The 26,213-nt window shown below is 63.6% G+C and carries 32 protein-coding genes; 19 read left to right on the forward strand and 13 right to left on the reverse strand.

The genetic code is table 11. The annotated features are described in order from the left end of the window. Positions 1–40: 40 nt before the first annotated feature. The 7 genes from ABIA45_RS30535 (at position 41) to ABIA45_RS30565 (ending at position 4,582) form a co-directional block, all read left to right on the forward strand. On the forward strand, positions 41–985 hold the full coding sequence (locus tag ABIA45_RS30535; RefSeq protein ID WP_404654665.1) for a heme o synthase: 945 nt from the start codon (positions 41–43) through the stop codon (positions 983–985). Continuing rightward, positions 982–1,158, forward strand: coding sequence for a hypothetical protein (locus tag ABIA45_RS30540; RefSeq protein WP_035996586.1), 177 nt, complete (start codon positions 982–984; stop codon positions 1,156–1,158). Before ABIA45_RS30535 ends, ABIA45_RS30540 begins: the two co-directional genes overlap by 4 nt. Before the next feature lie 5 nt (positions 1,159–1,163). Further along, on the forward strand, positions 1,164–1,817 hold the full coding sequence (locus tag ABIA45_RS30545; protein ID WP_035996588.1) for a cytochrome c oxidase assembly protein: 654 nt from the start codon (positions 1,164–1,166) through the stop codon (positions 1,815–1,817). Positions 1,818–1,899: 82 nt separating this feature from the next. Continuing rightward, positions 1,900–2,796, forward strand: coding sequence for a cytochrome c oxidase subunit 3 (locus tag ABIA45_RS30550; RefSeq protein ID WP_035996590.1), 897 nt, complete (start codon positions 1,900–1,902; stop codon positions 2,794–2,796). A 97-nt stretch (positions 2,797–2,893) separates the two neighbouring features. Beyond that, positions 2,894–3,295, forward strand: a complete 402-nt coding sequence (locus tag ABIA45_RS30555) for a DUF983 domain-containing protein (protein ID WP_404654666.1) — start codon at positions 2,894–2,896, stop codon at positions 3,293–3,295. Beyond that, on the forward strand, positions 3,292–4,047 hold the full coding sequence (locus ABIA45_RS30560; RefSeq protein WP_271546247.1) for an SURF1 family protein: 756 nt from the start codon (positions 3,292–3,294) through the stop codon (positions 4,045–4,047). The genes ABIA45_RS30555 and ABIA45_RS30560 overlap by 4 nt, the downstream gene beginning before the upstream one ends. A gap of 169 nt (positions 4,048–4,216) precedes the next feature. Continuing rightward, positions 4,217–4,582, forward strand: coding sequence for a nuclear transport factor 2 family protein (locus tag ABIA45_RS30565; protein WP_404654667.1), 366 nt, complete (start codon positions 4,217–4,219; stop codon positions 4,580–4,582). A 1-nt stretch (position 4,583) separates the two neighbouring features. Here ABIA45_RS30565 and ABIA45_RS30570 read toward each other — a convergent pair whose 3' ends face one another. After that, a complete protein-coding gene (locus ABIA45_RS30570) occupies positions 4,584–5,921 on the reverse strand; it encodes a histidine kinase (protein ID WP_404654668.1) in 1,338 nt (445 codons plus the stop codon). 86 nt (positions 5,922–6,007) lie between these two features. Between ABIA45_RS30570 and ABIA45_RS30575 the strand changes: the two genes are divergently transcribed. From ABIA45_RS30575 to ABIA45_RS30595, 5 genes are all read left to right on the forward strand, one after another. Continuing rightward, positions 6,008–6,652 (forward strand): response regulator transcription factor, encoded by a 645-nt coding sequence (locus ABIA45_RS30575; protein ID WP_028178165.1) that lies wholly within the window; start codon positions 6,008–6,010, stop codon positions 6,650–6,652. Between the two features lie 553 nt (positions 6,653–7,205). After that, a complete protein-coding gene (thrC, locus tag ABIA45_RS30580) occupies positions 7,206–8,624 on the forward strand; it encodes a threonine synthase (protein ID WP_275501311.1) in 1,419 nt (472 codons plus the stop codon). Further along, positions 8,621–9,910, forward strand: coding sequence for a pitrilysin family protein (locus ABIA45_RS30585; RefSeq protein WP_036040217.1), 1,290 nt, complete (start codon positions 8,621–8,623; stop codon positions 9,908–9,910). The genes thrC and ABIA45_RS30585 overlap by 4 nt, the downstream gene beginning before the upstream one ends. A gap of 36 nt (positions 9,911–9,946) precedes the next feature. After that, entirely contained in the window at positions 9,947–10,534 is a 588-nt protein-coding gene (locus ABIA45_RS30590; RefSeq protein ID WP_404654669.1) for a GNAT family N-acetyltransferase, read from the forward strand. Between the two features lie 100 nt (positions 10,535–10,634). Beyond that, the gene (locus ABIA45_RS30595; protein ID WP_260347528.1) at positions 10,635–11,285 is read left to right on the forward strand and encodes a hypothetical protein; all 651 of its coding nucleotides are present in this window, start codon (positions 10,635–10,637) and stop codon (positions 11,283–11,285) included. A gap of 229 nt (positions 11,286–11,514) precedes the next feature. Here the strand turns inward: ABIA45_RS30595 and ABIA45_RS30600 are convergent, their stop codons facing one another. The 5 genes from ABIA45_RS30600 to ABIA45_RS30620 all read right to left on the reverse strand — a co-directional run bounded on the left by ABIA45_RS30600 (position 11,515) and on the right by ABIA45_RS30620 (position 14,132). Further along, entirely contained in the window at positions 11,515–12,000 is a 486-nt protein-coding gene (locus ABIA45_RS30600; RefSeq protein WP_035996616.1) for an ATP F0F1 synthase subunit B, read from the reverse strand. A 5-nt stretch (positions 12,001–12,005) separates the two neighbouring features. Continuing rightward, positions 12,006–12,566 (reverse strand): F0F1 ATP synthase subunit B, encoded by a 561-nt coding sequence (locus tag ABIA45_RS30605; RefSeq protein WP_404545466.1) that lies wholly within the window; start codon positions 12,564–12,566, stop codon positions 12,006–12,008. Positions 12,567–12,626: 60 nt separating this feature from the next. After that, entirely contained in the window at positions 12,627–12,857 is a 231-nt protein-coding gene (locus tag ABIA45_RS30610) for a F0F1 ATP synthase subunit C (protein WP_008541273.1), read from the reverse strand. A gap of 52 nt (positions 12,858–12,909) precedes the next feature. Continuing rightward, on the reverse strand, positions 12,910–13,659 hold the full coding sequence (locus ABIA45_RS30615) for a F0F1 ATP synthase subunit A (RefSeq protein WP_404654670.1): 750 nt from the start codon (positions 13,657–13,659) through the stop codon (positions 12,910–12,912). A 98-nt stretch (positions 13,660–13,757) separates the two neighbouring features. Beyond that, entirely contained in the window at positions 13,758–14,132 is a 375-nt protein-coding gene (locus tag ABIA45_RS30620) for an AtpZ/AtpI family protein (RefSeq protein WP_035996624.1), read from the reverse strand. Positions 14,133–14,486: 354 nt separating this feature from the next. On the opposite strand from ABIA45_RS30620, the gene ABIA45_RS30625 reads away from it, so the two are divergent. Together ABIA45_RS30625 and ABIA45_RS30630 are read left to right on the forward strand one after the other, a co-directional pair. After that, a complete protein-coding gene (locus ABIA45_RS30625; protein ID WP_275501304.1) occupies positions 14,487–15,002 on the forward strand; it encodes a hypothetical protein in 516 nt (171 codons plus the stop codon). Between the two features lie 13 nt (positions 15,003–15,015). Beyond that, on the forward strand, positions 15,016–15,489 hold the full coding sequence (locus tag ABIA45_RS30630) for a secondary thiamine-phosphate synthase enzyme YjbQ (protein WP_404654671.1): 474 nt from the start codon (positions 15,016–15,018) through the stop codon (positions 15,487–15,489). Positions 15,490–15,610: 121 nt separating this feature from the next. Here the strand turns inward: ABIA45_RS30630 and ABIA45_RS30635 are convergent, their stop codons facing one another. From ABIA45_RS30635 to ABIA45_RS30660, 6 genes are all read right to left on the reverse strand, one after another. After that, entirely contained in the window at positions 15,611–17,236 is a 1,626-nt protein-coding gene (locus tag ABIA45_RS30635) for an MFS transporter (RefSeq protein ID WP_275501471.1), read from the reverse strand. 547 nt (positions 17,237–17,783) lie between these two features. Next, complete coding sequence (locus tag ABIA45_RS30640) at positions 17,784–18,152, reverse strand: hypothetical protein (RefSeq protein WP_157285660.1); 369 nt, start codon at positions 18,150–18,152, stop codon at positions 17,784–17,786. A gap of 102 nt (positions 18,153–18,254) precedes the next feature. Next, complete coding sequence (locus ABIA45_RS30645) at positions 18,255–18,578, reverse strand: hypothetical protein (protein WP_404654672.1); 324 nt, start codon at positions 18,576–18,578, stop codon at positions 18,255–18,257. Next, positions 18,575–18,892, reverse strand: coding sequence for a YggT family protein (locus tag ABIA45_RS30650; RefSeq protein WP_157285658.1), 318 nt, complete (start codon positions 18,890–18,892; stop codon positions 18,575–18,577). Before ABIA45_RS30650 ends, ABIA45_RS30645 begins: the two co-directional genes overlap by 4 nt. Before the next feature lie 154 nt (positions 18,893–19,046). Next, positions 19,047–21,026 carry a sodium:solute symporter family protein gene (locus ABIA45_RS30655; RefSeq protein ID WP_157285657.1) on the reverse strand — a complete coding sequence of 660 codons (1,980 nt, stop codon included), beginning with the start codon at positions 21,024–21,026 and terminating at the stop codon, positions 19,047–19,049. 16 nt (positions 21,027–21,042) lie between these two features. Continuing rightward, positions 21,043–21,321, reverse strand: coding sequence for a DUF4212 domain-containing protein (locus tag ABIA45_RS30660; RefSeq protein ID WP_404545470.1), 279 nt, complete (start codon positions 21,319–21,321; stop codon positions 21,043–21,045). Between the two features lie 278 nt (positions 21,322–21,599). On the opposite strand from ABIA45_RS30660, the gene ABIA45_RS30665 reads away from it, so the two are divergent. From ABIA45_RS30665 to ABIA45_RS30685, 5 genes are all read left to right on the forward strand, one after another. Then, positions 21,600–22,205, forward strand: coding sequence for a hypothetical protein (locus tag ABIA45_RS30665; protein ID WP_404654673.1), 606 nt, complete (start codon positions 21,600–21,602; stop codon positions 22,203–22,205). Between the two features lie 72 nt (positions 22,206–22,277). Then, entirely contained in the window at positions 22,278–24,413 is a 2,136-nt protein-coding gene (locus ABIA45_RS30670) for a DUF294 nucleotidyltransferase-like domain-containing protein (RefSeq protein WP_404654674.1), read from the forward strand. A 202-nt stretch (positions 24,414–24,615) separates the two neighbouring features. After that, positions 24,616–25,281: a response regulator transcription factor gene (locus ABIA45_RS30675; RefSeq protein ID WP_157285653.1), complete on the forward strand. Its 666-nt coding sequence runs from the start codon at positions 24,616–24,618 to the stop codon at positions 25,279–25,281. Positions 25,282–25,473: 192 nt separating this feature from the next. Beyond that, complete coding sequence (locus ABIA45_RS30680; RefSeq protein WP_157285652.1) at positions 25,474–25,683, forward strand: hypothetical protein; 210 nt, start codon at positions 25,474–25,476, stop codon at positions 25,681–25,683. Positions 25,684–25,701: 18 nt separating this feature from the next. Next, on the forward strand, positions 25,702–25,938 hold the full coding sequence (locus ABIA45_RS30685) for a hypothetical protein (RefSeq protein WP_271546222.1): 237 nt from the start codon (positions 25,702–25,704) through the stop codon (positions 25,936–25,938). Positions 25,939–25,971: 33 nt separating this feature from the next. Here ABIA45_RS30685 and ABIA45_RS30690 read toward each other — a convergent pair whose 3' ends face one another. Then, on the reverse strand, positions 25,972–26,145 hold the full coding sequence (locus tag ABIA45_RS30690; protein ID WP_404654675.1) for a hypothetical protein: 174 nt from the start codon (positions 26,143–26,145) through the stop codon (positions 25,972–25,974). Positions 26,146–26,213 lie beyond the last annotated feature (68 nt).

Here is a 26,213-nt window from a genome sequence, read left to right on the forward strand (position 1 = left end):
GACGGGCGCCGCGGCGCTGTAACGAAGCGAGTCAATCTAAGTGTCCGTCCTCGACCACAACGCCATCGACATCGATCCCCACATCTCCGAAGCGGAGGTTGGCGATTATCTCGCGCTGCTCAAGCCGCGGGTGATGTCGCTGGTGATCTTCACTGCGCTGGTCGGGATGGCGATGGCGCCGGGGCATTTCCACCCGGTGCTGGCGATCACCTCGCTGCTCTGCATCGCGGTCGGCGCCGGTGCCTCTGGGGCGCTCAACATGGCGCTCGAAGGCGACATCGACGCCAAGATGTCGCGCACGGCGAACCGGCCGATCCCGCGCGGCCGCATCACCCGCCCTGAAGCGATGGCGTTCGGCACGACGCTCGCCTTCTTCTCGGTGATGACGCTCGGCATCCTCGTCAACTGGGTCGCGGGCGCGCTGCTCGCCTTCACCATCTTCTTCTACGTCGTGATCTACACGATGTGGCTGAAGCGCTGGACCGCGCAGAACATCGTGATCGGCGGTGCCGCCGGTGCGCTGCCGCCGGTGGTGGCCTGGGCCTCGGTGACGGGCACGGTCGATGTCGAGCCGCTGCTGCTGTTCGCCATCATCTTCTTCTGGACCCCGCCGCATTTCTGGGCGCTGGCTCTGTTCCGCTCCGACGACTACGCGCGCGCCGGCATTCCGATGCTGCCGAACGTCGCCGGTCCCGACGCCACGCGTCTGCAGATCCTGCTCTACACCATCGTGCTGATCGCGGTCGCCGCCGCGCCCTGGGCGCTCGGCTATTTCGATGCCGTCTACGGCGTGGTCTCGCTGCTCCTCGGTGCCGGCATGCTGGTGCTCGCCATCAACGTCTATCTGCGCCGCGAGCGCAGCCAGTCGCTGCGCGCGACCCGCAAGCTGTTTGCGTTCTCGATCCTGTACCTGTTCGCGCTGTTTGCGACCCTGCTGGCCGAGGTCGTGTACCGGGCGCTTTCTCCGATGGTTGGGGGCGCATGATCACCGCGATGGCCGACAAACCCGAGCCGGAAGGAATCGTCCTCACCGAGGCGCAGCGGAAGAGCCGTCGTCAGCGCTCCATCGCGATCGCTTTGGCGCTCGGCGTGCTCGTGGTGCTGTTCTTCGCCGTCACCATGGTCAAGGGGCCGGCCGTGCTCGTGCGGCCGATGTAGAAAACATGGATCACGAGCCCACCATATCGCAGGACGTCAGCGCCAAGCCCGGCCATCGCAACCCGGGCAAGGGCCGCGGGCTGGGGCGCGATGTGGTGGTCGCGTCCATCTGCGGCGGCGTGGTCGCGCTGATGGTCGGCGCCTCCTACGCGGCGGTGCCGTTCTACAATTGGTTCTGCCGCGCCACCGGCTTCAACGGCACGACGCAAGTGGCGACCTCTGCGCCGGCCACGGGCCCGATCGCGCGGAAGATCTCGGTGCGCTTCGATTCCAACGTCGCGCCCGGCCTGCCCTGGAAGTTCGAGCCGGAGCAGAGCGAGATCGAGGTCAATATCGGCCAGGTCGTGACGGTCTTCTACACCGTGACCAACCAGGCGGCGCGCGCCACTGCGGGCCAGGCCGCCTATAACGTCGCACCCCTGACGGTCGGCGCCTATTTCCAGAAGATCAACTGCTTCTGCTTCACCGAGCAGACCATGGCACCCGGTGAGAAGCGCGAGATGCCGGTCGTGTTCTACGTCGATCCGTCGATCGCCGCCGACCATGAGAACGACGGGCTGAGCACGATCACGCTGTCCTACACGTTCTATCCGGTGCGCGATCCCGTGGTGAAACCGCTGGCATCGGGCGAAGCCGACAAGCGCAAGGGAAATCTTTGACCGCAGGGCTCACGCGCAGGCGGTTGGACACAAGGGGATAAGTGCCGGACAGGCACGGGATTGAGGAGAGAGAGAGACGGAAATGGCCACGGCGCACACCAAGCATCACGACTATCACCTCGTCGATCCCTCTCCCTGGCCGGCGGTCGGCTCGCTCTCGGCCTTCATCATGGCGGTCGGCGCGGTCGCCTGGATGCACCACATGTTCTCGGCGGCGCCGATCGTGTTCGGCGTCGGCACCGTGGGCGTGCTCTACACCATGGCGAGCTGGTGGGCCGACGTGATCAAGGAAGCCCAGTACAAGGGCGACCACACCCGTGTCGTGCAGCTGCATCACCGCTACGGCATGATCCTGTTCATCGCCTCCGAGGTGATGTTCTTCGTCGCCTGGTTCTGGGCCTATTTCAACGCGGCGCTGTTTCCGGCCGATGCCGTCCACGCCACCCGCGATGCGGTGTTCGGTTGCGGCCTCGGCACGCAGCCCGGCGCCTGCGCGGTCCCGGGCACCTGGCCGCCGAAGGGCATCGAGACCTTCGATCCCTGGCATCTGCCGCTGCTGAACACGCTGATCCTGCTCACGTCAGGCACCACCGTCACCTGGGCGCACCATGCGCTGCTCGAGAACGACCGCCAGGGCTTGAAGTATGGCCTGATCCTCACCGTCGTGCTCGGCGCGCTCTTCACCTGCGTGCAGGCCTATGAGTATGCCCACGCGGCGTTCTCCTTCGGCGGCAACGTCTACGGCGCGACGTTCTTCATGGCGACCGGATTCCACGGCTTCCATGTGCTGGTCGGCACCATCTTCCTGCTGGTGTGCCTATTCCGCGCCTATGCCGGCCACTTCACGCCGAAGCAGCATCTCGGCTTCGAGTTCGCGGCCTGGTACTGGCACTTCGTCGACGTGGTCTGGCTGTTCCTGTTCCTCTGCATCTACGTCTGGGGACGCGGCGCCGAGACCATGGCCAGCGCGGCGCACTGAGCCCGATCGAACCGATCAGGAAGGGCGGCCGCAGGGCCGCCCTTTCGCTTTCCGGCCGCCCGAAGTTTCGTCGGAAACTGTGATAGAGTCCGCCATCATGAACGACAGTGCCGGCACACCCCCGTCCGAAACCACCGTCCTGCAAAGCGCGCTGCGTGGGCTTGCCTGCAAATGCCCGCGCTGCGGCCAGGGCAAGCTTTATGCGGGCTTTCTGGCGCTCGCGCCCGCATGCGACCGTTGCGGGCTCGACTATGCCTTCATCGATACCGGCGACGGCCCGGCGATCTTCATCATCATGCTGGCCGGCGGCATCGTCGTCGCGTGCGCCCTCATCGTCGAAGTCAAATACCAGCCGCCATATTGGCTGCATGCGGTGCTCTGGCTGCCGCTCATCCTCGCCACCACGCTGTTGCCGCTGCGCTCGATGAAGTCGTTGCTGATCGCGCTGCAATTCCACCACAAGGCGGCGCCGGGCCGGTTGGTCGATCGCGCGAAATGAACGAGCCTGCGTCGCGCAAGGCCCCCGTGGCCGGCTTCGCGCTGTTCACGCTGTTCCTCACGGCTGTGTTCGTGGCGCTCGGTGTCTGGCAGCTGCAGCGCCGCACCGCCAAGCACGAGTTGATTGCGGCGCTCACCGAGCGGCTTGCGGCCGCGCCGGTTGCGCTGCCGCCGCCCGCGCAATGGGCCGCGCTCAATCCCGCCCGCGACGAATTCCGCCGCGTCAGCTTCACCGCGACCTACGCAGCCCTCCCCGATGCAATGGTCTATTCCTCCGGCTCGGCGGTGCGCAAGGACGCCTCCGGCCCCGGCACCTGGGCGTTCCTGCCGGCGCGGCTTCCCGGCGGCGAGATGGTCGTGATCGACGCGGGTTTCGTCGAGAACACGATGCAGGACCGCGGCGTCGAGGATCGCGCGGTGAACAAGCTCGTCACGGGCCAACCGGTTGAGCTCACCGGCTATCTGCGCTTTCCCGAGGCGCCAAGCTGGCTGACTCCGGCGGAGAATCGCGGCAAGCGGCTCTGGTTCGTGCGCGATCATCTGGCAATCGCAAGCGTGCTGGGCTGGGGCACGGTTGCGCCGTTCTATATCGATCTCGAACGGCCCGCGCCGGCGAACGGCATCCCGCGTCCGGGACCGCTCCAGGTGAATCTCAAGGACGACCATCTGCAATATGCAATCACCTGGTTCACGCTTGCAGGCGCCGTGCTTATCGCCTTCGGCGTGTGGGCAAGAGGCCGGCGGCAGAGCTGAGCTCATTGGGGCATGATCCGGAAAATGGGTAGCGGTTTTCCGAAAAGATCATGCTCAAACAATAAGGTCCATCGAGGGAACCCGGTATCGCCCGGGGTTTATTATTCAGCGCATATTCACGAGGGTAGTTCTAAGCCGCCAATATTGTCCGCGGCAGATTGGGTGCGGCGTGAGTGATTTCGACCAGATGGGAATTATCGTAGACTGGGTGGATGCCTGCCGTAAGGGCGACCTCACAGCCCTGCTCGACCTCTATGCCGACGACGCGCAGCTCGAATGCACGTGCGACGGCGCGCGGCGCTATCGTGGCCGGAGCGAGATCGCGGCCTATTGGCAACCGCGGCTCAGCGCCTTCTCCTTGGCGGGGTTCGGGCTGGAAGAGATCAATCCCGCGCCCCACGGCATCCACCTCGAATATTCCGTCGCCGGCGCGCTGCGCATTCAGGCCTCGTTCCGCTTCAGCCCGGATGGCAAGATCCACAGCACGCTGTGCGAACCGGCGCGACAGAATGCGCATGATGGTTGCGCCTGCTGAACTAGCCTGGTGACGGAACGTCCCGCATCGTCTCCGCCGGAAGGCGGCAGCGCACGTAGGTTCGGTCATCCACGCGCAACAGCGATAGCGATCCGCTGAGCGCGCGCACGCGCTCATGCATGCCGGTCAGGCCCCGGCCGAAGACGTTGTCCGCAGGGAAGCCGCCGCCATCGTCGGAGATCTCGACGACGAGCGTCTTGTCGGCAACCGTCGCCTGCACATGTGCGTTGCCGGCGTTGGCATGTCGCAGCACGTTGGTCAGTGCCTCCTGGATCACTCTATAGACGGTCTGCGCCAACGGTCCGCCGATTGCGCTGAGATCGCGATCGATCGCATCCGTCAGCATGATATGAGGTGCCTGCTTACGAAAATTCCGGAGCAGCGTTTGCACGCTGCTCGAAAGGCCGAGCTCTTCGATATAGAGCGGCCGCAGCCGGTCGAGGATGCGGCGGTTGGTCTGCTGCAGGGCCTCGACCGATTGCAGCAGGTCCTGTGCCGAATTGCCGAGATGTCCCGTTGGCTCGGAGGCATCGGTCAGCGCGATCGTGCCGGCGCGGATGCTGAAGAGGAGGGGCCCGAGCTCGTCGTGCAGTTCGCGGGCGAGATCGCGCCGCTCGTCATCTTGCAGCGACACCAGGCGGTGCATCAGATCGCGATTGTCCTGGCTGAGTTGCGCCAGCGTTGCAGCCAGCGCGTTCGCCTCCTCGCAGCCTTGCCGGATTTCCGCTGGGCCTCGGACCGGAATTGGGCTCGTGTAGTCGCCCCGCCGTATTCGCGTGAGACCTTCGCCGAGATGTTGCAGGGGGCGCAGGGCCGAACCGGCGAAGACATAGGCAACGGTGCCGGTGAGCACCATCAGGACAGCGACCAGGCTGGTCAGCGCAAGGAAGCCGATCCACTTCTCGAACAAGTCGGCCGATATGTCCGGGAAGAACACGATATCGCCGACATGTCTGCCGTCTATGACGATCGGAAACGCCGCTTCCATCTCTGGTATGGTGATGAGGTTGACGAACCATTGCGGAACCTTCTTCAGGTTGCGCAAGTCTTTCGGAGAAGGCGGGGGACCTCCATCCATGCGGCGGAATTGAATATCCGTGGAGGCGTTCAAGGACTGAACAAATGCATCGAGGGTCTTTTGCGGGTTGTCCGATGCGCGCAGGGTGCTGTTGAGCGCGGCGGCGATGGTCTGGATCGAGCGTCGAGCCGGCTCGTGTTCATCAGCTACCTGACCTGGTGCAAATATCTGCAGTAATATGCCGCCCAGGATCAGGGCTGCGAGAAGGCTCGCGCCGAGCGGGAGAAACAATTGCGTTCGGAACGAAAGTCGTCGCCACATTAGGTCAATTCTAACGCGTATCGGCCGGATTTGCTCTTTCCATTTATTCCCGGCGGGCTATGAGTCGAAAAACAAGAGAGTGCGCGATGCAAGATACCGCCAAGCTGGCGACGAGGGTCCTGATCGTCGACGACCATCCCGTGGTGCTGTCGGGCTGCCGCACCCTGTTCGCATCCGACCATTCAATCCGCATTGACGAGGCGAGCGATGCCAAATCCGGGCATCGCGCCTATGTCAGCAAGCGGCCCGACGTCACCGTGATCGACATCAGCCTGCCCGACGTCTCCGGGTTCGAGCTGATGCGGCGTATCCGCAAGGACGACCCCGACGCCAAGATCATCATGTTCAGCATGAACGACGATCCGGCGTTCGTCGTGCGGGCCGTCGAGCTCGGGGCGCAGGGCTATGTCTCCAAAGGCGACGACCCCAGGATCCTGCTCAAAGCAGTGCGCAAGGTGGTCGCGGGTGACAACTTCATCTCGCCGCAGCTTGCGGAAGCCGTGACGTTTTCCGGCGCGGCGATCAAGGCCAACCCCGCGTCACAGATGACGCCGCGGGAGCTCGAAATTCTTCGCTTGCTCGGACGCGGTGACAAGATCGTCGAGGTCGCCGAGGCGCTCGGCATCTCCTACAAGACGGTCGCCAACACCACGTCCCTGCTCAAGCAGAAGCTTGGCGCCAAGAACCATTCCGACCTGATCCGGATCGCAGTGGAAATCGGGATGAACTGACGTTCGCCAGCGACCGAACCGGCTGCTCCGGGATGCAGCGGTTCGGCCGACGGATCGACGCCGCCGTTGGCCGGGCAATGCATTGGACAACGGGCTGACACCCATCCGCCGACACAATGGGCCGAGGCTGTATTCGTTCCCGCGGCTGATTCGGGAAAAAGCGGAGTTCAGGGGCAAGGATCACTGACAGGACTTGGCTGCAATTGCCAAAACGAACCAGAGCCCGGATCGGGAAAAATAGGAACATTTTCGACGCGCGCGGGGTTTGGACTTGACGATTTCGTGACAGGCGACGAAAGCTTGCCGGAACAGTTTTGAGGGGTCGGCGACCCCGATGAGGCAACCGGTCTGCACACAACGACAGACCTTCCAAGAGAAGGGCTGCGGCAATGCCGCAGCCCTTTTTCATTGGGCGAGGGGTAGGTCGGAAGCGGTTTCCCGATGCCGCAAAACACTCTATGGTGGTTCAAAGCCACCGGCTGTTGACAAGTAATTACGTAAAATCAAAGGCTTAAGGGTCGAGCTTAGGGCCCGGCCGCCTTTGGAGGGCAGTTTGACTCGCTATATCTCGACCCGGGGCGAAGCCCCCGAACTCGGCTTTTGTGACGTGATGCTGACCGGGCTTGCCCGCGACGGCGGCCTGTATGTGCCTGCGGTGTGGCCACAGCTTCCGAGCGAGACGATCGCCGGCTTCTTCGGCCGCCCCTATTGGGAGGTCGCGGTCGACGTGATTCGTCCCTTCGCCGGCGGCGAGATTTCCGACGCCGAGCTCGGGCGCATGGCGAACGAGGCCTATGCCACCTTCCGCCATCCTGCGGTGGTGCCGCTGCGCCAGATGTCCCCGCACCAGTTCGTGCTGGAGCTGTTCCACGGTCCGACGCTCGCCTTCAAGGACGTGGCGATGCAGCTGATCTCGCGGCTGATGGACCATGTGCTCGAAAAGCGCGGCCAGCGCACCACCATCGTGGTCGCGACGTCAGGCGATACCGGCGGCGCCGCGGTCGAAGCCTTTGCGGGCCTCGAGAACGTCGATCTCATCGTGCTGTTTCCGCACGGCCGCATCTCCGAGGTGCAGCGGCGGATGATGACCACGACGGGCGCGGCCAACGTCCATGCGCTCGCCATCGAAGGCACCTTCGACGACTGCCAGGCGCTCGTGAAGGGGATGTTCAACAACCATCGCTTCCGCGATGCGACCTCGCTCTCCGGCGTCAATTCCATCAACTGGGCGCGCATCGTCGCGCAGGTGGTCTACTATTTCACCTCCGCCGTCGCGGTCGGTGCTCCGGCGCGCGCGGTCGATTTCGTCGTTCCGACGGGCAATTTCGGCGACATCTTCGCCGGCTACGTCGCCAAGCGCATGGGGCTGCCGGTGCGCACCCTGCGCATCGCCGCCAACGTCAACGACATCCTGGCGCGCACGCTGAAGACCGGCATCTACGAGGTGCGTGAGGTGCACGCGACGGCATCGCCGTCGATGGACATCCAGATCTCCTCGAACTTCGAACGGCTGCTGTTCGAGGCCGGCCGGCGCGATGGCGCCGGCGTGCGTCGCCTGATGGAACAGCTGAAGCAGTCCGGCCGCTTCGTGCTACCCGATGCGACACTCGCCGCGATCCGCGAGGAGTTCGATGCCGGGCGCGCCGACGAGACCGAGACTGCGGCTGCGATCCGCGCCGCCTGGCGCGAAGCAGGCGAGCTGGTCGATCCTCATACCGCCGTGGCGCTCGCCGTCGCGGACCGCGACACCACCGATACTAGGGTGCCGAGCATCGTGCTCTCTACCGCCCATCCGGCCAAGTTCCCCGACGCCGTCGAGGCGGCTTGCGGCCAGCGGCCGCAATTGCCGGCCTGGCTCGACGGGCTGATGACCAAATCCGAACACATGAGGGTGATGAAGAACGATCAGGTCGAGCTCGAGCGGTTCGTGCTGTCCGCCAGCCGCGCCGCAAAGCAGGGAGTTGCCGGATGAGCGTCGAGATGTCCAAGCTTGCCTCCGGCCTCACCGTCGTCACCGACGAGATGCCCCACCTTGAGACGGCGGCGCTCGGCGTCTGGGCCGGCGTCGGCGGACGCGACGAGAAGCCGAACGAGCACGGCATCTCGCATCTGTTGGAACACATGGCGTTCAAGGGCACGACCAGGCGCTCCTCGCGCGAGATCGTCGAGGAGATCGAGGCGGTCGGCGGCGACCTCAATGCCGGCACCTCGACCGAGACCACGTCCTATTACGCGCGGGTGCTGAAGGCCGACGTGCCGCTCGCGCTCGACGTGCTCGCCGACATCCTTGCCAACCCCGCCTTCGAGCCCGACGAGCTGGAGCGCGAGAAGAACGTCATCGTGCAGGAGATCGGTGCCGCGCAGGACACGCCCGATGACGTCGTGTTCGAGCATCTGAACGAACTCTGCTATCCCGACCAGCCGATGGGCCGTTCGCTGCTCGGTACCGCCAAGACGCTGCGCGCCTTCAACCGCGACATGCTGCGCGGCTATCTGTCGACGCATTATCGCGGGCCCGACATGGTGGTGGCCGCGGCCGGGGCGGTCGATCACGGCCAAGTCGTCGCGGAGGTCGAAAAGCGTTTTGCGAGCTTCGAGGGGACGCCCGGGCCGAAGCCGCAGGCCGCTCGGTTCGGCCAGGGCGGCGCCAAGGTGGTGCATCGCGAGCTTGAGCAGGCGCATCTGACGCTGGCGCTCGAGGGGGTGCCGCAGACCGATCCTTCGCTGTTCTCGCTGCAGGTCTTCACCAATGTCCTCGGCGGCGGAATGTCGTCGCGCCTGTTCCAGGAGGTGCGCGAGAAGCGCGGCCTCTGCTACTCCATCTACACCTTCCACGCGCCCTACACCGATACCGGCTTTTTCGGCCTCTATACCGGCACCGATCCCGCCGACGCACCGGAGATGATGGAGGTCGTGGTCGACATCATGAACGAATCGGTGGAGACGCTGACCGACGCCGAGATCGCCCGGGCCAAGGCACAGATGAAGGCGGGTCTGCTGATGGCGCTGGAGAGCTGCTCCTCCCGCGCCGAGCAGCTCGCCCGGCATGTGCTGGCCTATGGGCGCCCGCAGACAGTGCAGGAACTGGTCGCCCGGATCGACGCCGTCAGCATCGAATCGACCCGGGACGCGGCCCGTGCGCTGCTGTCGCGCAGCCGGCCTGCGGTCGTCGCATTGGGCAGCGGCAGGGGTCTGGACACGGCGGTGTCTTTTGCGGAAGGATTGACACGGGCGCGCGCCAAGGCGCGGCTGCATTAGGAGCCGCGCGCGGGCCTCGCCCCGGGAAGCATCACCATGGCCCTCTTTCGCCTGCCAACCAGTGGACCCGCCGCCCTGGCGCCGCGCGGCAACGGGCTGCTCCTGCGCGCGCCGCAAATGACCGACTTCCTGCAATGGGCTCATTTGCGCGAGACCAGCCGCGACTATCTGACGCCTTGGGAGCCGATCTGGCCGTCCGACGATCTCACCCGCTCCGGCTTCCGCCGCCGCCTGCGCCGCTATGCCGAAGATATCGCCGCGGACCGCTCCTATCCCTTTCTGATCTTCCGTGAGCTCGACAGCGCCCTGGTCGGCGGCATCACGCTCGCCAATGTCCGGCGTGGCATCGTGCAGGCCGGGACCATCGGCTATTGGGTCGGCCAGCCCTATGCCCACCGCGGCTACATGACGGCCGCACTGCGGGTGCTGCTGCCGACGCTGTTCGGCGAGCTCAATCTGCACCGGGTCGAGGCCGCCTGCATCCCGACCAATGCGCCGTCGATCCGGGTGCTGGAGAAGTGCGGCTTCTCGCGCGAGGGCCTGGCGCGCCGCTATCTCTGCATCAACGGGGTCTGGCAGGATCACCTGCTGTTCGGCCTGCTGCACGAGGACTTCCGCGGCTGAGCAGCCTGATGGATGCGGCCTAATCCCTTTTTGCCGCCTTGGGTTCGCCGATATTGGCGATATAACCCGGCCGGAACATTGTCATGGAGTACGGGTGTTGATGGTGCAGGAGCTTCGGTCATCGCGGACGAGGTTGCGGCGGGGCGCAGCGGTCGTGCTGGCATTATCGGTCGGGCTCGCCTCCGTCTCGCCGGTGGCGGCGCAGTCGTTGACCGACCGCTTCAAGAGCCTGTTCGGCGGCAAGTCCGACGAGCCGGCGGAGCCGAAGCCGGCGCCTGCGCCCGGGCAGCCGGCCGAAGACGACCTCGATTGCCCGCAGGTCACGGTGCGCGCGGGCGCCTCGACCTACGCGGTCGGCGCCAGCGGCAAGCCGGCGGTCGGCAATGACATCCGCTTCCAGGCCTCGATCACCAAGATGGCGCGCGAATGCTTGCGCAGCAGTGCCGGCATCACGGCCCGGATCGGCATCCAGGGCCGTGTCATCGCCGGCCCCGCCGGGGCGCCTGCCTCCGTCGAGGTGCCGCTGCGCATCGCCGTCGTGCAGGGCGGCGTCGGCGAGAAGGTGATCGCCTCGAAGGCCTACCGGACCACGGTGGCGATGTCGGAAGGCGGCAGCGTGCCCTTCACCTTCGTCGCCGAGGATCTGGCCTATCCGGTGCCGGCGCCCGCGGTTGCCGATACCTACATCTTCTATGTCGGCTTCGACCCGCAGGCGCTCTCGCCGGAGAAGGCTAAGCCGAGGAAGAAGTAGCTTCAGTTCAAGGTCTCGTGCCCCGGACGCGGCGCAGCGCTCCCGGCGATGTGAAGCGTATCGTCCGGTGCGGTGCGACGCAGAGCCGGGGCCCACGCCGCGGCATGCTGGGTCCCGGCTCTGCGGAGCAGCGTTGCACGCTGCACCGCGTCCGGGACACGAGAGACCAGCACAAACAAAAAAGCCGGCGCTCGTCGCGCCGGCTTTTTGATTGGGTAAGGCAAATCCCTCAGTTCAGCTTCTGCCTGACTTCGTTGATGCCCTTGGCGAGCAGGTCGTCGGCGATCTGGCCCTTGACTGACTGCGACAGGATCGTGGAGGCAGCCTGCACGGCGGCTTCCGCGGCGGCTGCCCGGACGTCCGCTAGAGCCTGAGCCTCGGCGAGTGCGATCTTGCCCTCGGCGGTCTTGGTGCGGCGGGTGACGAAATCTTCCAATTTCGCCTTGGCCTCTGCTGCGATGCGCTCCGCTTCGGCGTTCGCGTTGGCGATGATGTCGGCGGCCTCGCGCTCGGCACCGGCAGTGCGCGCCTTGTAGTCGGCGAGCACCTTGGTGGCCTCCTGCTTGAGGCGCGCCGCCTCGTCCAGCTCGGCCTTGATACGAGCGGCGCGATGATCGAGCGCCGACATCGCCGTCTTGAACACCCCCACATAGGCGAAGATCACCATCAGGATCACGAAGGCGACGGCGACCCAAAACTCAGGTGTGAAGAACATCGAGACTAACCCTTCAAGGTCGCGTCAACGGCGGCATTGACCGACGCTGCATCCGGAACGACGCCCGTGAGCTGTTGAACGATGGTGCCGGCTGCATCGGCCGCGATGCCGCGGACGTTGCTCATGGCGGTCGCGCGGGTCGAGGCAATGGTCTTCTCCGCCTCGGTGAGCTTGGCGGACAGTTGCTCTTCCAGCGCCTTGCGTTCGGCTTCCGCCTGCGCATTCGCCTTCTCGCGGGATTCGTTGCCGATCGCCTGTGCACGTGCGCGCGCCGACGCGAGCTCGCCTTCATAGGCCTTGAGCGCCGCCTCGGACTGGTCCTTCAGCTTCTGCGCTTCGGCGAGATCGCCCTCGATCTTGTTCTGACGCGCCTCGATCGCACCCCCGACACGCGGCAGCGCGAACCGGGAGACGATCAGATACAGCGCGACGAAGGCGATCGCGAGCGACACCAGTTGCGAAGCAAAGGTGCTGCTCTCGAAAGGCGGAAAGCCACCGCCGTGGTGACCGCCATCGGCCTCCGTGTGAGCGCCGGTACCTTTGGCGCCGCCATGACTTTCAGCCATGGAGTTCTCCTGTTGCTGTCAGACGCGCCGCCTCCCACCAGGAAGCGGCGCGAAACGCGTTCAGAGCGGGACGAACAGCAGCAGCAGAGCGATCAGCAGCGAGAAGATGCCGAGCGCTTCGGTCACGGCGAAGCCGAAGATCAGGTTGCCGAACTGGCCCTGAGCAGCTGCCGGGTTGCGCATGGCTGCGGACAGATAGTTGCCGAAGATGAAGGCCACGCCGATGCCGGCGCCGCCCATGCCGATGCACGCGATGCCCGCGCCGAGAAACTTAGCTGCTTGCGGATCCATTTTTGACTCCTTGGAAGAAAGACAGGTGTGGGTGGAAAAGCACCCGGATCACTCAGTGTCCAGGGTGAATGGCGTCGTTGAGGTAGATACAGGTCAAGATCGCAAACACATAGGCTTGCAGGAACGCGACCAGCAGTTCGAGCGCGGTGAGCGCGACGGCGAGCGCCAGCGGCATGATCCCGCCGATCCAGCCGACCACGCCAAGAGACGCGCCGAGCATGGCAACGAAGCCGGCGAACACCTTCAGCGCGATGTGGCCGGCGAGCATGTTCGCGAACAGTCGAACGCTGTGCGAGACCGGCCGCAGGAAGAACGACAGCACCTCAATCGCCATGACCAGCGGCAGGATGTAGCCCGGAACGCCCGAGGGGACGAACACTTTCAGGAACTTCAGGCCGTTCTTGTAGAGGCCGTAGATCAGGACCGTGAAGAACACCAGCAGCGCCAGCGCCGCAGTGACGATGAGATGGCTCGTCACGGTGAACGTGTACGGAACGATGCCTACGAGGTTCGAGACGCAGATGAACATGAACAGCGAGAAGATCAGCGGGAAGAACCGCATGCCATCCGCTCCGGCAGTGCTGCGGATCATGCTGGCCACGAACTCATAGGAGAGCTCGGCCACCGACTGCAGACGCCCCGGAACCAGCTGCTTGCCGCTGGTGAGCAGAAGCAGCGCAATGATCCCCACCGCGACGAACATGTAGAGAGAGGCATTGGTGAAGGCGATCGTGTGATCGCCGATACGGCCGATCGTGAAGAGCGGTTCGACGTTGAACTGATGGATCGGGTCGATTTTCATCCGCGCGGCATCTCTCGTCTGCTGGACAAGCCGACCAGTGAAGATTGGTCGGCCGGCTGTGCCGGCGAGCGGCACGACAGTTAACCCGGCTAGGCCAATTACGAACCACCGCGCCTGTTCGGACCCGCGCCTGCCGTTCTCACCACATTCACCACGCCGGCGATGAAGCCCAGCAGCAGGAACGCGATGAATCCGAAAGGCGACGTCGACAGCAAGTGGTCGAACCCCCAGCCAATCCCCGCTCCGACAGCGACGCCGGCGATCAACTCCGAGGATAGTCGGAAACCAAGCGCCATCGCCGAGGCTCTGGCCGCTTTGTCTCCATCGTCACCTGCGGGTTGCTCGGTCTTGGCCCGGCGGTCGCGAAATTCGGACAACCGCTGATCAAGATTTCCGAGCCGATCGGAAAGCGCGGCTTCCTCGGGCGATCTATCGCGATCTCCATCCTCGCCGTGTCCCGTGCCCTGTGTCATGCAACGAAGACCCGAAACGCTGCGGCTGAATGGAAATTGCGCCCGTCACCCTCAAAAGCCGCGCGGACCATACTGATGGCCCATAATCAAGTCAAGCCAAGTCACGATTGCGTCGCTTCCGATTATGTATTTGATTTACTTGATGATATTGACGCGCACAGCAGCGCTGCACACAGCGTGACGCCGCACCGCAGCAGGTCTGCTTGCGAACGGCGGACGCAGCCGTGCTTTCGCCGCGCTCGCGGGATCAAAGAAGCCGCCGTGTTCGTTGATTTCGGGGGCGGCTTTTTGGCGGCGGATTGCCGGCTGGGGGTGTACAATTGCAGCCGCAGCGGTGCCGGGGCGGAGACAATGATGAGACCTGCGACGTCATCCACGACATCATGGCTCGCGGCGGCGGCCGCGGTGATGGTGGTCAGCGGCGGCCTCGTGGCCGCGCAATCTGCGCCCGACGGCGAAAATGGCCGCTACAGCATGACGCCCATCCCCGAGGGCGTGCTGCGGCTCGACACGCGCACCGGCACGGTGTCGACCTGCACCAGGAACGGCGCCGGTTGGGCCTGCTATGCGGTGCCCGACGAGCGGACTGCGCTCGACACCGAGATCGGCAGGCTCCAGGCCGAGGTCGAGCGGCTGAAGGCACAGCTCGCGGCGGGGCCGACGGTATCGGGCAAGATCGACGAGGCGCTGCCGAAATCCGATCCACTCAGGAAACCCGAGCCCAAGGTCGCCGAGGGCGAGCGCAAGATCGAGATCCCGCTGCCGAGCGAGCAGGACGTCGACCGCATGATGACGTTCCTGGAAAAGGCCTGGCGGCGGCTGATCGACATGGCCAACCGCGTGCAGAAAGACGTGTCGGGGAAGATCTGATGCGGGCCCCTCCATGACATCAGCCAGATCCGTCACCCGCTCCGCACCATCGTCCGAGCAGGCAACCACCGTCACATCGACACTGCTCACCGTGCAGACGCCTGGCCGCGGCTTCACTGATCTGACCAGCGAGGCCGCGAGATTCATCGCCGAGGCGCACGCGGGTGAGGGCGCGTTGACGCTGTTCATCCGCCACACCTCGGCCTCGCTGACGATCCAGGAGAACGCCGATCCCTCCGTGCTGGTCGATCTCACCACGGCACTGTCGCGGCTCGCGCCGGAGAACGCCGGGTGGACCCATGATACCGAGGGACCCGACGACATGCCGGCCCACATCAAGACCATGCTGACGCAGACTTCGCTCCAGGTCCCGGTCCTGAACGGCAGGCTCGCGCTCGGCACCTGGCAGGCGATCTATCTGATCGAGCATCGCAGCCGCCCGCACCGCCGTGAGATCGTGCTGCAATTCATCGGCAGCAACCGGTAGAGCGTTTTCGAGCGAAGTGGGTACCGGTTCGCGTGAAGAAAACGCGTCCAAGCAAGAACCACACAAAGCAAAACCGGCCGCGGAGACCGCGGCCGGTTGGTGTCGTCGATTGCTGCTGCGATCAGGTCGCCTTGATGTCGACGTCCTTGGTTTCCGGCAGGAACAGGAAGCCGATCACCACGGTAATCGAGGCGAAGATGATCGGGTACCACAGACCGGCATAGATGTCGCCGGTCGAGGCCACGATGGCGAAGGCGGTGGCGGGCAGGAGGCCGCCGAACCAGCCGTTGCCGATGTGGTAGGGCAGCGACATCGAGGTGTAGCGGATGCGGGTCGGGAACAATTCGACCAGCATCGCCGCGATCGGGCCGTACACCATGGTCACGAACAGGACCAGGACGAACAGCAGACCGATGATCGCCGCCGGCTGCGGACGGAAGACGTCGAACGGATGCGACATCTTCACGATGCCGGTGTCACCCGCCTTGGGATAGCCAGCCGCCTGCACCGCGGCGAGAACCGCCGGGTTGCTGTCCTTGGCGTTGGTGTAGGGCACGTCCTTGCCGTTGACCACGACCTTCACGCCCGAGCCGGCCGGACCCGAACTCGTCGTGTACCTGACCGACGATTGCGACAGGTAGGCGCGTGCGGTGTCGCAAGGCGCGGTGAAGACGCGGGTACCGACCGGGTTGAACAGATCGCCGCAGCCGGCGGGATCGGCCACCACCTCGACCTTGACCGACTCGATGGCCTTTTCCAGCGCCGGGTTGGCGTTGGACGTGATCATCTTGAAGATCGGGAAGAATGTGAGGGCCGCGATCAGACAGCCGCCGAGGATGATCGGCTTGCGGCCGATCTTGTCGGAGAGCGCACCGAACACGATGAAGAAGCCGGTGCCAAGCAGCAGCGACCACGCAATCAGGAGGTTGGCGGTGTAGCCGTCGACCTTCAGGATCGATTGCAGGAAGAACAGCGCGTAGAACTGGCCGGTGTACCAGACGACGCCCTGGCCCATCACGCCGCCGAGCAGGGCGAGCAGCACGAGCTTTCCGTTCTGCCAATTGCCGAAGGCTTCCGTCAGCGGCGCCTTCGAACTCTTCCCCTCTTCCTTCATCTTCTGGAAGATCGGCGATTCGTTGAGGCGGAGCCGGATCCAGACCGAGATGCCGAGCAGCAGCACGGAGACGAGGAACGGAATGCGCCAGCCCCACGCCGCGAAATCGGCCTCACCGAGCGCGGTGCGGGTGAACAGGATCACCAGCAGCGACAGGAATAGGCCGAGGGTCGCCGTGGTCTGGATGAAGGAGGTGTAGAAGCCGCGCTTGCCGTTCGGCGCGTGCTCCGCGACGTAGGTCGCCGCACCGCCATATTCGCCGCCGAGCGCCAGGCCCTGGGCCAGACGCAGGATGATCAGGATGATCGGGGCCGCGATGCCGATGGTGGCTGCGTTGGGCAACAGGCCGACGATGAAGGTCGACAGGCCCATGATGAGGATGGTGACGAGGAAGGTGTACTTGCGGCCGACGATGTCGCCGACACGGCCGAACACGATCGCGCCGAACGGGCGCACCAGGAAGCCGGCGGCAAACGCCAGCAGCGCGAAGATGTCGCGGGTTGCCGGCGGATAGGCCGAGAAGAACTGCGCACCGATGATGCCGGCCAGCGAGCCGTAGAGATAGAAGTCGTACCACTCGAAGACGGTACCGAGCGAGGAGGCGAGAATGACGAACCGTTCGTCCTTCGTCATCCCCTGCGCGCTCGATTGAGACACAGCCATTGTCGTCATTCCGATTCGCTCCCGCTTGCTTTTTTGGATTCAAAACTGATCCGCGCCATAAAGGCGCGCAATTAATCAAGGTGAGCACTTACATGCTTGCCGCGTCCGGCCCAATAGTACTTTCGGCTCGAACCGACTTTTGGATGAGACGCAAGGAGCGAGTGCGCCTAAAAAATTGTCAGGGATCGGAAGGATCGCGAAGCTATCCTGGCAAAGAGCGACAGGGTGCAGGAGCGAAATACCGTCGCCGATCTGCAGAAAAACCGGGAAGCCGGTGCGACGGTCCACATCACCATGGACACCAGCGTAGTCGGCGCGCAAATGCCAGGATAGATCTCTCGCATCAGTGTCGAGATTGTTTCTTGCGGATGCGACTGGAGCCGGCGTTCTTCCTTTGGAAGACACAGCCGCATCTCGGCTTCGGTGGTGGTCTTCTGGTCCGCGCCTCCCGCTTTCAGGATAGGCACCAATGCCAATCTTTGGCGCAAATGGTTGCTCGCGCCTTCTGAAGTCTAGACTAAAGTCCAATGAAGGATAAGGCCAACGCGATCGTCCACATCACGATGGAAATGATCGCGGTCCAGCACGCGAACAGAAGATAGGTTTCCCGCATGACTGCTGAGATCGTTTGCTGCGCATGAGCTTGAGGCGGACGGCGCTCCTTGGGAAGATAAAGCCACATCTCGGTCCGGCGGTGATCCTTGGTTCGGGCTTCGCGGGCCTTGAACGCGAGCACAAGCGTCATTGTCATGCTGAGAAAACCTCCCGCCTGAAACGCGGCACGCGGGAGGAAGGACAGGCCGATCATGACGCAGAAGATGGCTAACGAGGCGAACCCGCAAGCGCGCAGCACAATCGCATAGGCGATACGGCGCACCTCTTCCATGAGCCGCTACTCCGTCGATCGAAATTGATCAGCCACATCGATTGAGGGAACTGAGCCCAGCCTAGCGCCGGCAGAAGCGGTGCTCAACCATGCGATGAACGGCTACAGTCCGATATGGAGAAAGTTCCCGACGGCCGGAAGCGCGAGGATCGCGGTGCCGGCAAGCCACAGCCACAGCGAGACATTGTTCGACTCGGCGGTGCCGGTGATCCGCTCATAGATCGCCGCCGGGATTCCGCCAAGAATGACTGTGGCGGTCGAGACCATCAGCGAGGCGAACATCAGCGTCAGGGACAGATTTCCAAACAGCAGCGGACCGGCGAGCATCTGCACGTAAAGGAGTGTGAAGATCAGCGCCAGCTGGTTGAATATGCCGTTGATCATTCCGAAAAACGCAATTGCTACGAAATAGTAGTTGCGGCTCATCCGGCCGCTCCGCCGAGCCGAGGGGCGAGATTGAACAACAGCAATGTGTAGTGAAACGCGACGCGCAGCCAGAACAGCCAGACGAAGCCGAACAGCCACAGTACGACCGGAGGAGTTACCCTCGGTGTCACGACCGCGACGGCCGCTACGACGGGATCGGTGATTCGGCAAAAGAATCGCCAGATGTAGTTCGGCGAGTCCGCATCGACCATCAGACCCAGCAGGACGCGGCCAAGCAAGGTGTACATCAATGCCGCCAGCAGGAAATTGGGCAAGTGGAAGTACCAGTATGCGGCTAGTGACGTTGTGTCCAAGGACGCTTCTCCTCGCGACCGGCAGCTCAATCCTCAATCGGCATCTTGTGCGACAATGGCAAGGGCATTGTGTCCCGACAAGACTGGCATTTCAGACAAGACAAAGACGGGGCCCAAGGGGGGCCCCGTCTGGCGACTTTGGCGCTGCGATGCCTCAGGTAGTCTTTTCCTCGAGCACCGTCCTGCCTCGCGGCCTCCTGATGTCATCGACATAGGCCTGCATTTCCCTCGACGGCTCCCTGCCGAGCAGGCTGACGACATAGATGACGAGGAAGCCGAGCGGGGCTCCGAGCAGTCCGCAGGCGATGTTGGTAAGGTTGAACCAGCCGACCTTGTTGGCCAGCGGGTGCGCGAGCGTCGGGAAGCTCTCCATGGCGTTGGGCAGCGCCATCGCCTTGGCGATATCGACCAGCGGCGCACCGGTGGCCGGATTGAGCAGCGACGTCATGCCGAAGTACTTCACGCCCGCACCCGGGAAGTAGCGCGTGGTCACGAGGTAGAACAAGCAGAGCCCGAAGCCGGCGATGATGCCGCAGACCGCACCGGCCGCCGTCGTGCGTTTCCACCAGACACCCATCACGAGGGCCGGGAAGTTGCCCGCCATTGCAAGCGAGAATGCCCAGCCGACCATGGCCAGGATGTCCGCCGGCTTGGTAGCTGCCGTCGCAGCCGCGACCACGGCGACGCCCACGAGAAGAACACGCGCCACCGTGAGGCGGCGGATGGTCGGCGCGTTCGGGTCGATCATCTTGTAGTAGATGTCGTGCGACAACGCGTTCGCGATGGCGAGCAGCAGCCCGTCAGCGGTGGACAAGGCGGCGGCGAGACCGCCGGCCGCCACGAGACCCGAAATCACATACGGAAGGCCCGCGATTTCCGGCGTCGATAGCACGATCACGTCCGTGTTGATGACGAAGTCCTGCAGCCGCACCACGCCGGGATGTCCGGCAATCGCCTTGCAGGCCGCAACGACAGCATCAATGCTGGCCGCGTTCTTGCCGCAGATCTGGATCAGCCCAAGCTCACCCCAGGTGAATAACCATGGGCGGATTGCCGTCAGGTCCCTGCCGATGATGTTGGTATAGACCTCCAGCTTGGAGAAAGCCGCGTAAGCCGGCGCCGAGAAGTACAGCAGGAAGATGAACAGCAGCGACCATGCCACGGACTGGCGCGCCTCACGCACTGACGGCGTGGTGAAATAGCGCATCAGGATATGCGGCAGCGAAGCCGTGCCGACCATCATGCACATGATGATTGCGAAAAAGTTGAGCGGGCTATAGTTGATGAACGGCTGAATATGCGGCTTGAGCGCCGCGGCTGTCGCCAGACCCGACGCCAGCATCCCCTGCTCTCGCGCGGTGATGTCGGCGATCGCCTGTCCGTAGGTGAGCTGCGGAAGCGGAATTCCATACTTCATGGTGGACAGGATCACGATCGGCGTCAGATAGGCGATAATGAGAACGATGTACTGCGCGATCTGCGTCCACGTCACCGCGCGCATGCCGCCGAGCATGGCGCAAAGCAGGATGCCGACCAGGCCCGCGAACACCGCAAGCTCGAACTGCATGCCGAGGAATCGCGATGCGATAAGGCCGGTGCCGTAGATCTGCGCCGTCACATAGGTGAAGGAGCAGGCAACCAGCACGATCACACCGAGAATTCGGGCAAAGTTGCCGCCGTAACGGAACGACAGGAAGTCGGGCACCGTATAGGCACCGAACTTGCGCAGATACGGTCCGATCAGGATCGACACCAGCACAAATCCGCCAGTCCATCCAAGCACCCAGGCGAGGCCGTCATAGCCAAGCAGGAACAGGGTGCCGGCCATGCCGACGAAGGATGCCGCCGACATCCAGTCGGCGCCCGTTGCCATGCCGTTGTAGAAAGCGGGGACGCGCCGGCCGGCGACGTAGTATTCCGAGACCTGCGCGGTTCGCGTCATGACGCCAATGATGGCGTAGACCGCAAGCGTGAAGAACACGAACAGGTAGCCCAGGATCTTGTTGGGAACGCCGGCCTGCTCGAGAAATGCAAGCAACAGGATGAATGCGAGGAACCCACCCGTGTAGGTGCCGTACATCTTGCCCAGATTCTTGATGAAGTCCGAAGTGCTTGTCGTGGCTTCCGTGGCCATGGTCCGTCTCCTCCCCTCAATCGTCCTCAGCAAAATCAAATTCGCGATCGATCCTGTCCTGCTGTTTCGCAAACACGAACAGCATCACCACGAACACGATAAGCGACCCCTGCGCCGCCATATAGAAGCCGAGCGGAAAACCGAGGATCGGGATGACGATCTTGTTGAGGGGATCCACGAACATATGGATGATGAAGCCGAAGAAGAACCAGATGCCGAGATGCGTGAACATCAGGCGCGAGGTCTTCGCCCAGTGCGCTACTTCTCTCTCTTTCAGATTTGTTGAGTCGATCATGGGTTGCAATCCTCCCTCAAGAGCCGGTTCGCCAATGCGCCGGAATTGAACGGTCGAGGGATTGCAATCCCACAACTGCGGCGTCCCCCGCGCCGCCGCTTCCGTCGATCTTTTGCCGATTGGAAGCGAGCTGAGGCTAACACTGCAGGTTACCAAGGCTTATTATACTTTCGGCGGGAAAATTTGTTGCAGCTGCTAATAGCGATGCTGCATTGAAACATGGAGTTTCCAGATGCTGCCCTTGCCGAACGCACCGGACGATCTGGCAGGTTAGGCAAATGAAGCTGTTCGAAGGGTTCTTTCGTCCCCGGCCGCCGATTGGCGATCGCAAGGCGCTTGCCGACTTCATCGACGCGCAGTCGGCATTCATCGTGCAAAAGGGCATTTACGAGTATTCGCGTGCCCGCGCTGGCCATTACGCCAAGGTGCTGTTTGCCGAGGAAGGCTTTGCACAAGCCGTCGAACGGTCGCGCTGGCAGGCTTATCCGCTCGGGCTTGCGATGGTCGGCGAGATGGTCGAGGGGGTATTGCGCCCACATGCCGGCATGCAGCGCCGGGCGGTTCTCGACCAGATGATCCTCGTCGTCCTCTCGGTTTTCGACCGTTACCCCGTGCCGCCGTCGCTCGGCGAGGACGCCTGGCTTGAGGCCCGGCGCGAGCTGGAGCAGAGGCTCGACCTCGTTGGCGGGCATGCGCCCAAGCGCGTGATGGACATTCCCGAGCCGCTGGCGGAAACCTATTTTGCGATGATGCCGATCCACGAAAAACTGCGCGGACGGGATTTCGAGACGATCCGCAATTACCTGCGTGTCAGCCTGTGCAACATCCATGACGAATTGGTCGATCGCATCGATGCAGCTGCCGTGACCAGGCTGCTGGCGTAGGATCGCCCGGCCTCTGCCAATGCCCGGCTTGCCGGCCGGCATCGCACGGTCCGGGCCTTCCGAGGGAGGACGATGGATACGACGAGTGGTGCTGCCCCGCTTTTGTCGCTCGACGCCGTTGTCATCGATGCCGAAACGACCGGGCTCGATCCGCGCAAGGCGCGGGTGATCGAGCTTGCCGGCGTGCGTCTGTCGGCCGGAAAGCTGGTCGATGGCGGTTCATTCGTTCAATTGCTGCGTCCGGCCGACCAACCGATCCCCGCCGAAACGACGCGCATTCACGGCATCGATGATGCCATGGTCGCTGAATCGCCGCTATTCCTGGATGTGTGGCCGCGTTTCGAGGCATTCCTCGGCCGGGCGGTCGTCATCGGGCACATGATCGGTTTCGATCTGGCCGTCCTGAAGCGCGAATGCGATCTGGCGGGATTGCCATGGTCCCGGCCTCGAACGCTCGATACCAGACTGCTTGCGGAGATCGTTGCGCCGGACCTCGGCGGATACCAGCTGGAGAATCTTGCGGCCTGGCTTGGCATTGACGTGGCCGGCCGGCACTCCGCTCTCGGCGATGCGATCACGACGGCACGGATCTTCCTGGCGCTGCTGCCGAGGCTGCGCGAGCACGGCATCCGGACCGTTGCGGAGGCCGAGCAGGTCTGTCGCGCGCTCACCACGGTGCTCGACGATCAGGTGCGGATGGGTTGGGTCGAGCCGGTCGAAGCGACGGCCCGTATCGATGCAGAGCAAACGCTGAAGCGGTTCGACGCCTACGCCTATCGCCACCGCAACCGCGACATCATGCGGTATCCCGTCATTTTCGTCGGTCCGGACGTTTCGGTGAGCGACGCCCTGGCGCGAATGACCAGCGAGAGAATATCGGCTGTGTACGTCGGTGCGGCGGATGCGGCCGCCGACGATATCAAGGCCGTCGAGGCCGGGATCGTTACCGAGCGTGACGTGCTGCGGGCGATCGCCCGGCTCGGTGCCCCCGCGCTGGAGCTGCCGGTGCACCGCATCATGAGCAGGCCGCTGGCGGCGATTCCCGAGGACGCGCTCGTCTATCGCGCGATTGGCCGGATGAATCGCCTCAAGACCCGCCATCTCGGCGTCGTCGATGAGGCCGGCCGGGTGGTCGGTGCGTTGTCCGCGCGGGACCTGCTGCGTCTGCGGGCAGGGGAGGCCATATCGCTCGGCGACGAGATCGAGGATGCCGCGGATACGCAGGCATTGGCGCTGGCCTGGGCGAAGCTGCCGCGGGTTGCGGAGGTGCTCCTGGCGGAAGGATTGACCGGGCGTCAGATTGCGGAGGTGATCTCCAGCGAGCTCTGCGCCCTCACCCGTCAGGCCGCTGTGATCGCCGAGCGGATCATGCGGGATCGCGGTCGGGGCGCGGCCCCAAGGCCATACACGCTGATCGTGCTCGGGTCTGCCGGGCGCGGCGAAAGCCTGCTGGCGATGGATCAGGACAATGCCGTGATCTTCGCGCAAGGCGAGCCGGGAGGCGACGAGGATCGCTGGTTTGAGACGTTCGCAGTGCACGTTGCAGATATTCTGCACGAGGCCGGTGTGCCCTATTGCAAGGGGGGCGTCATGGCGAAAAACCCACCCTGGCGCGGCTCGGTTGCAACGTGGCGGGACCGCATCGAGCACTGGGTCTGCCGCTCCAGTCCCAAGGATCTGCTGTCGGTCGATATCTTCTTCGATCTCCGGGGCGTTCATGGCGACGGCAGCCTTGCCGTCGCGGTCAGGCAGGCGGCTTTCGCGGCAGCCGAGGGGCAGGTCGCGTTCGCCAAGCTTCTGGTCGAAGGGATCAGCGTCCCTGCGAGCCTGAAATTCTTCGGCGGCATTCGCACTGACGGCGGTCGCATCGACCTCAAGGCGGCAGGGCTGTTCGGCCTGGTCGCTGCGGCGCGTGCGATGGCGATCCTTTACCATGTGATGGGCCGATCGACATCGCAACGCCTCGCGGGCGTGAAGGCCCTGGTTGGCCGTGGCGAGACTGATCTCGATGCGCTCGACGAGGCCCATGGTATCTTTCTGGAGCTGATCGTGTCGCAACAGATTGCGGATGTGGCGCAGGGGACGCCGCCCTCCAATGCGGTGCTGGTCAAGCCATTGTCGGCCCGTGATCGCGAGCGATTGAGGGCAGCGCTTCAAGCGGTCGCTGTGATCGAGGAGTTGACCCGGGACCTGCTGTTCAGGGACTGATGAGACCCGTCAGTGGCTTTTTTGCGCTGCAACATCAATTGGTTCGCCCCTGTGATTAACTGCCTTGCGACTACGGGCGGAAGGTTGCCTTGCAAGACGGCTCCAGTCAGTAAACAATCGCCAATTGCTGCTTGATCAGCAACGAGTTGAACTTCTTTCCCGATCTTTCGTCGGCCTGCGGAACAGATGACTGCAACAGCCAATGCAAACACCCAATCTCGTCATCGCCGATGATCATCCCCTGTTCCGCGATGCGCTGCGGCAGGCGGTGGCGGGCGTTCTCCCGTCGGCCCGGATCGACGAGGCCGGAACCTTCGAGGATCTGACCAAGCTTCTGGAGCAGACCTCCGAGGTCGATCTGGTCCTGCTCGACCTCTCCATGCCCGGGATCTCCGGCTTCTCCGGCCTGATCTATCTGCGCGCGCAATATCCGGCGATTCCGGTCGTGATCGTCTCGGCCTCCGACGACAGCGCCACGATCCGCCGCTCGCTCGATTTCGGCGCGTCCGGCTTCATCCCGAAGCGATTCGGGGTCGAGACCTTGCGTGACGCCATCCTCAAGGTGATGGAGGGCGACGTCTGGGTTCCCGCCGATACCGACCTGTCCGCCGCCGCCGACCCCGACATGACCCGCCTCCGCGACCGCCTGGTGACGCTGACGCCGCAGCAGGTTCGCGTCCTGATGATGCTGTCGGAGGGCCTTCTCAACAAGCAGATCGCCTACGAGCTCGGCGTCTCCGAAGCCACGATCAAGGCCCACGTTTCGGCGATCCTGCAGAAGCTCGGCGTCGAGAGCCGGACGCAAGCGGTGATTGCCGCGGCGAAGATCGCCGGCAGCCAGTGGAAGCAGGGCACGCCGACGGGGTAGCGTTTGCGCGTTAACTGGTGGATGTCCGGGCTCGCGGCAGAGCGCAATCATTCGGTGCGATGAGAGCTTCGGCGGTTTTGACCCGTTGTGGGCATTTCGATCGATGGATTAGCTGGACCACTAAGCCGTCGTTTGGAATAGACCGCCAATGGTAGATGTGGCTAAGTTGGGGGCAAACTCCGAAGGATGAAGATGCCGTACTTCGCAGCCAACCAGACCCAATCCGATCGCACGTCTAAGGTGCTTGCAGATGTCTTCTGTGCGCTTTTACTAGGGACCTTTTCCATCGTCTTTTTCGGTCTGGTTGGCGGCCTTGTTGCTTTCGTTCTGCTGGAAGCTTGCTTGCTCGCCCTCGATTGGGTGATGCCGAGCGACGATGATGCCGCTGGGGTTGTTCGCTAGCAGATTAGGGGCCAACGAATGAGCAAGCCCGTAAAATCTGAAAGCGAACTGATCGCCATGGCGAGAGCCGAGTTGAAGGTCCACGCCGACTGTCCCGATGGAATCACGATTTCCGTCCTCCGCGACGGGAAATCCTGGGAGTTTCGGGCCAGCGCTGATCAGGCGACCTCTGATCGGCCGGGCTATCCTGAATGCGTTGCCATGCTTGTCCAGATTGGGGATCACCTCTGCAAGCAGTACGATGTCGAGGGCTAGTCGCGCCTCTGCGACCCACACAAGATCAAAAGGTCAGCAGATGCGGTCGATCACCATCGTCAGACCAGCTGAGTAGGACATGACGATCGCCTTAGGAATTCCTGTGTCAAAGAACGGCAACGCCATCCATTGATGTGACTGTCCGTTGTGAGGCAGGAAGAACCAGAGAAGGACTACTGAAAAAACGACCAGGAATGCGCCGACCACGAAATTTGCCCTCGCTGTAGCTCGTTGGAGGCGGTCCTCCGACGATCGTGTTGTCCGCAGCCCTGCAG

The sequence above is a fragment of the Bradyrhizobium sp. USDA 336 genome, from assembly GCF_044908355.1.
Lineage (GTDB): Bacteria > Pseudomonadota > Alphaproteobacteria > Rhizobiales > Xanthobacteraceae > Bradyrhizobium > Bradyrhizobium yuanmingense.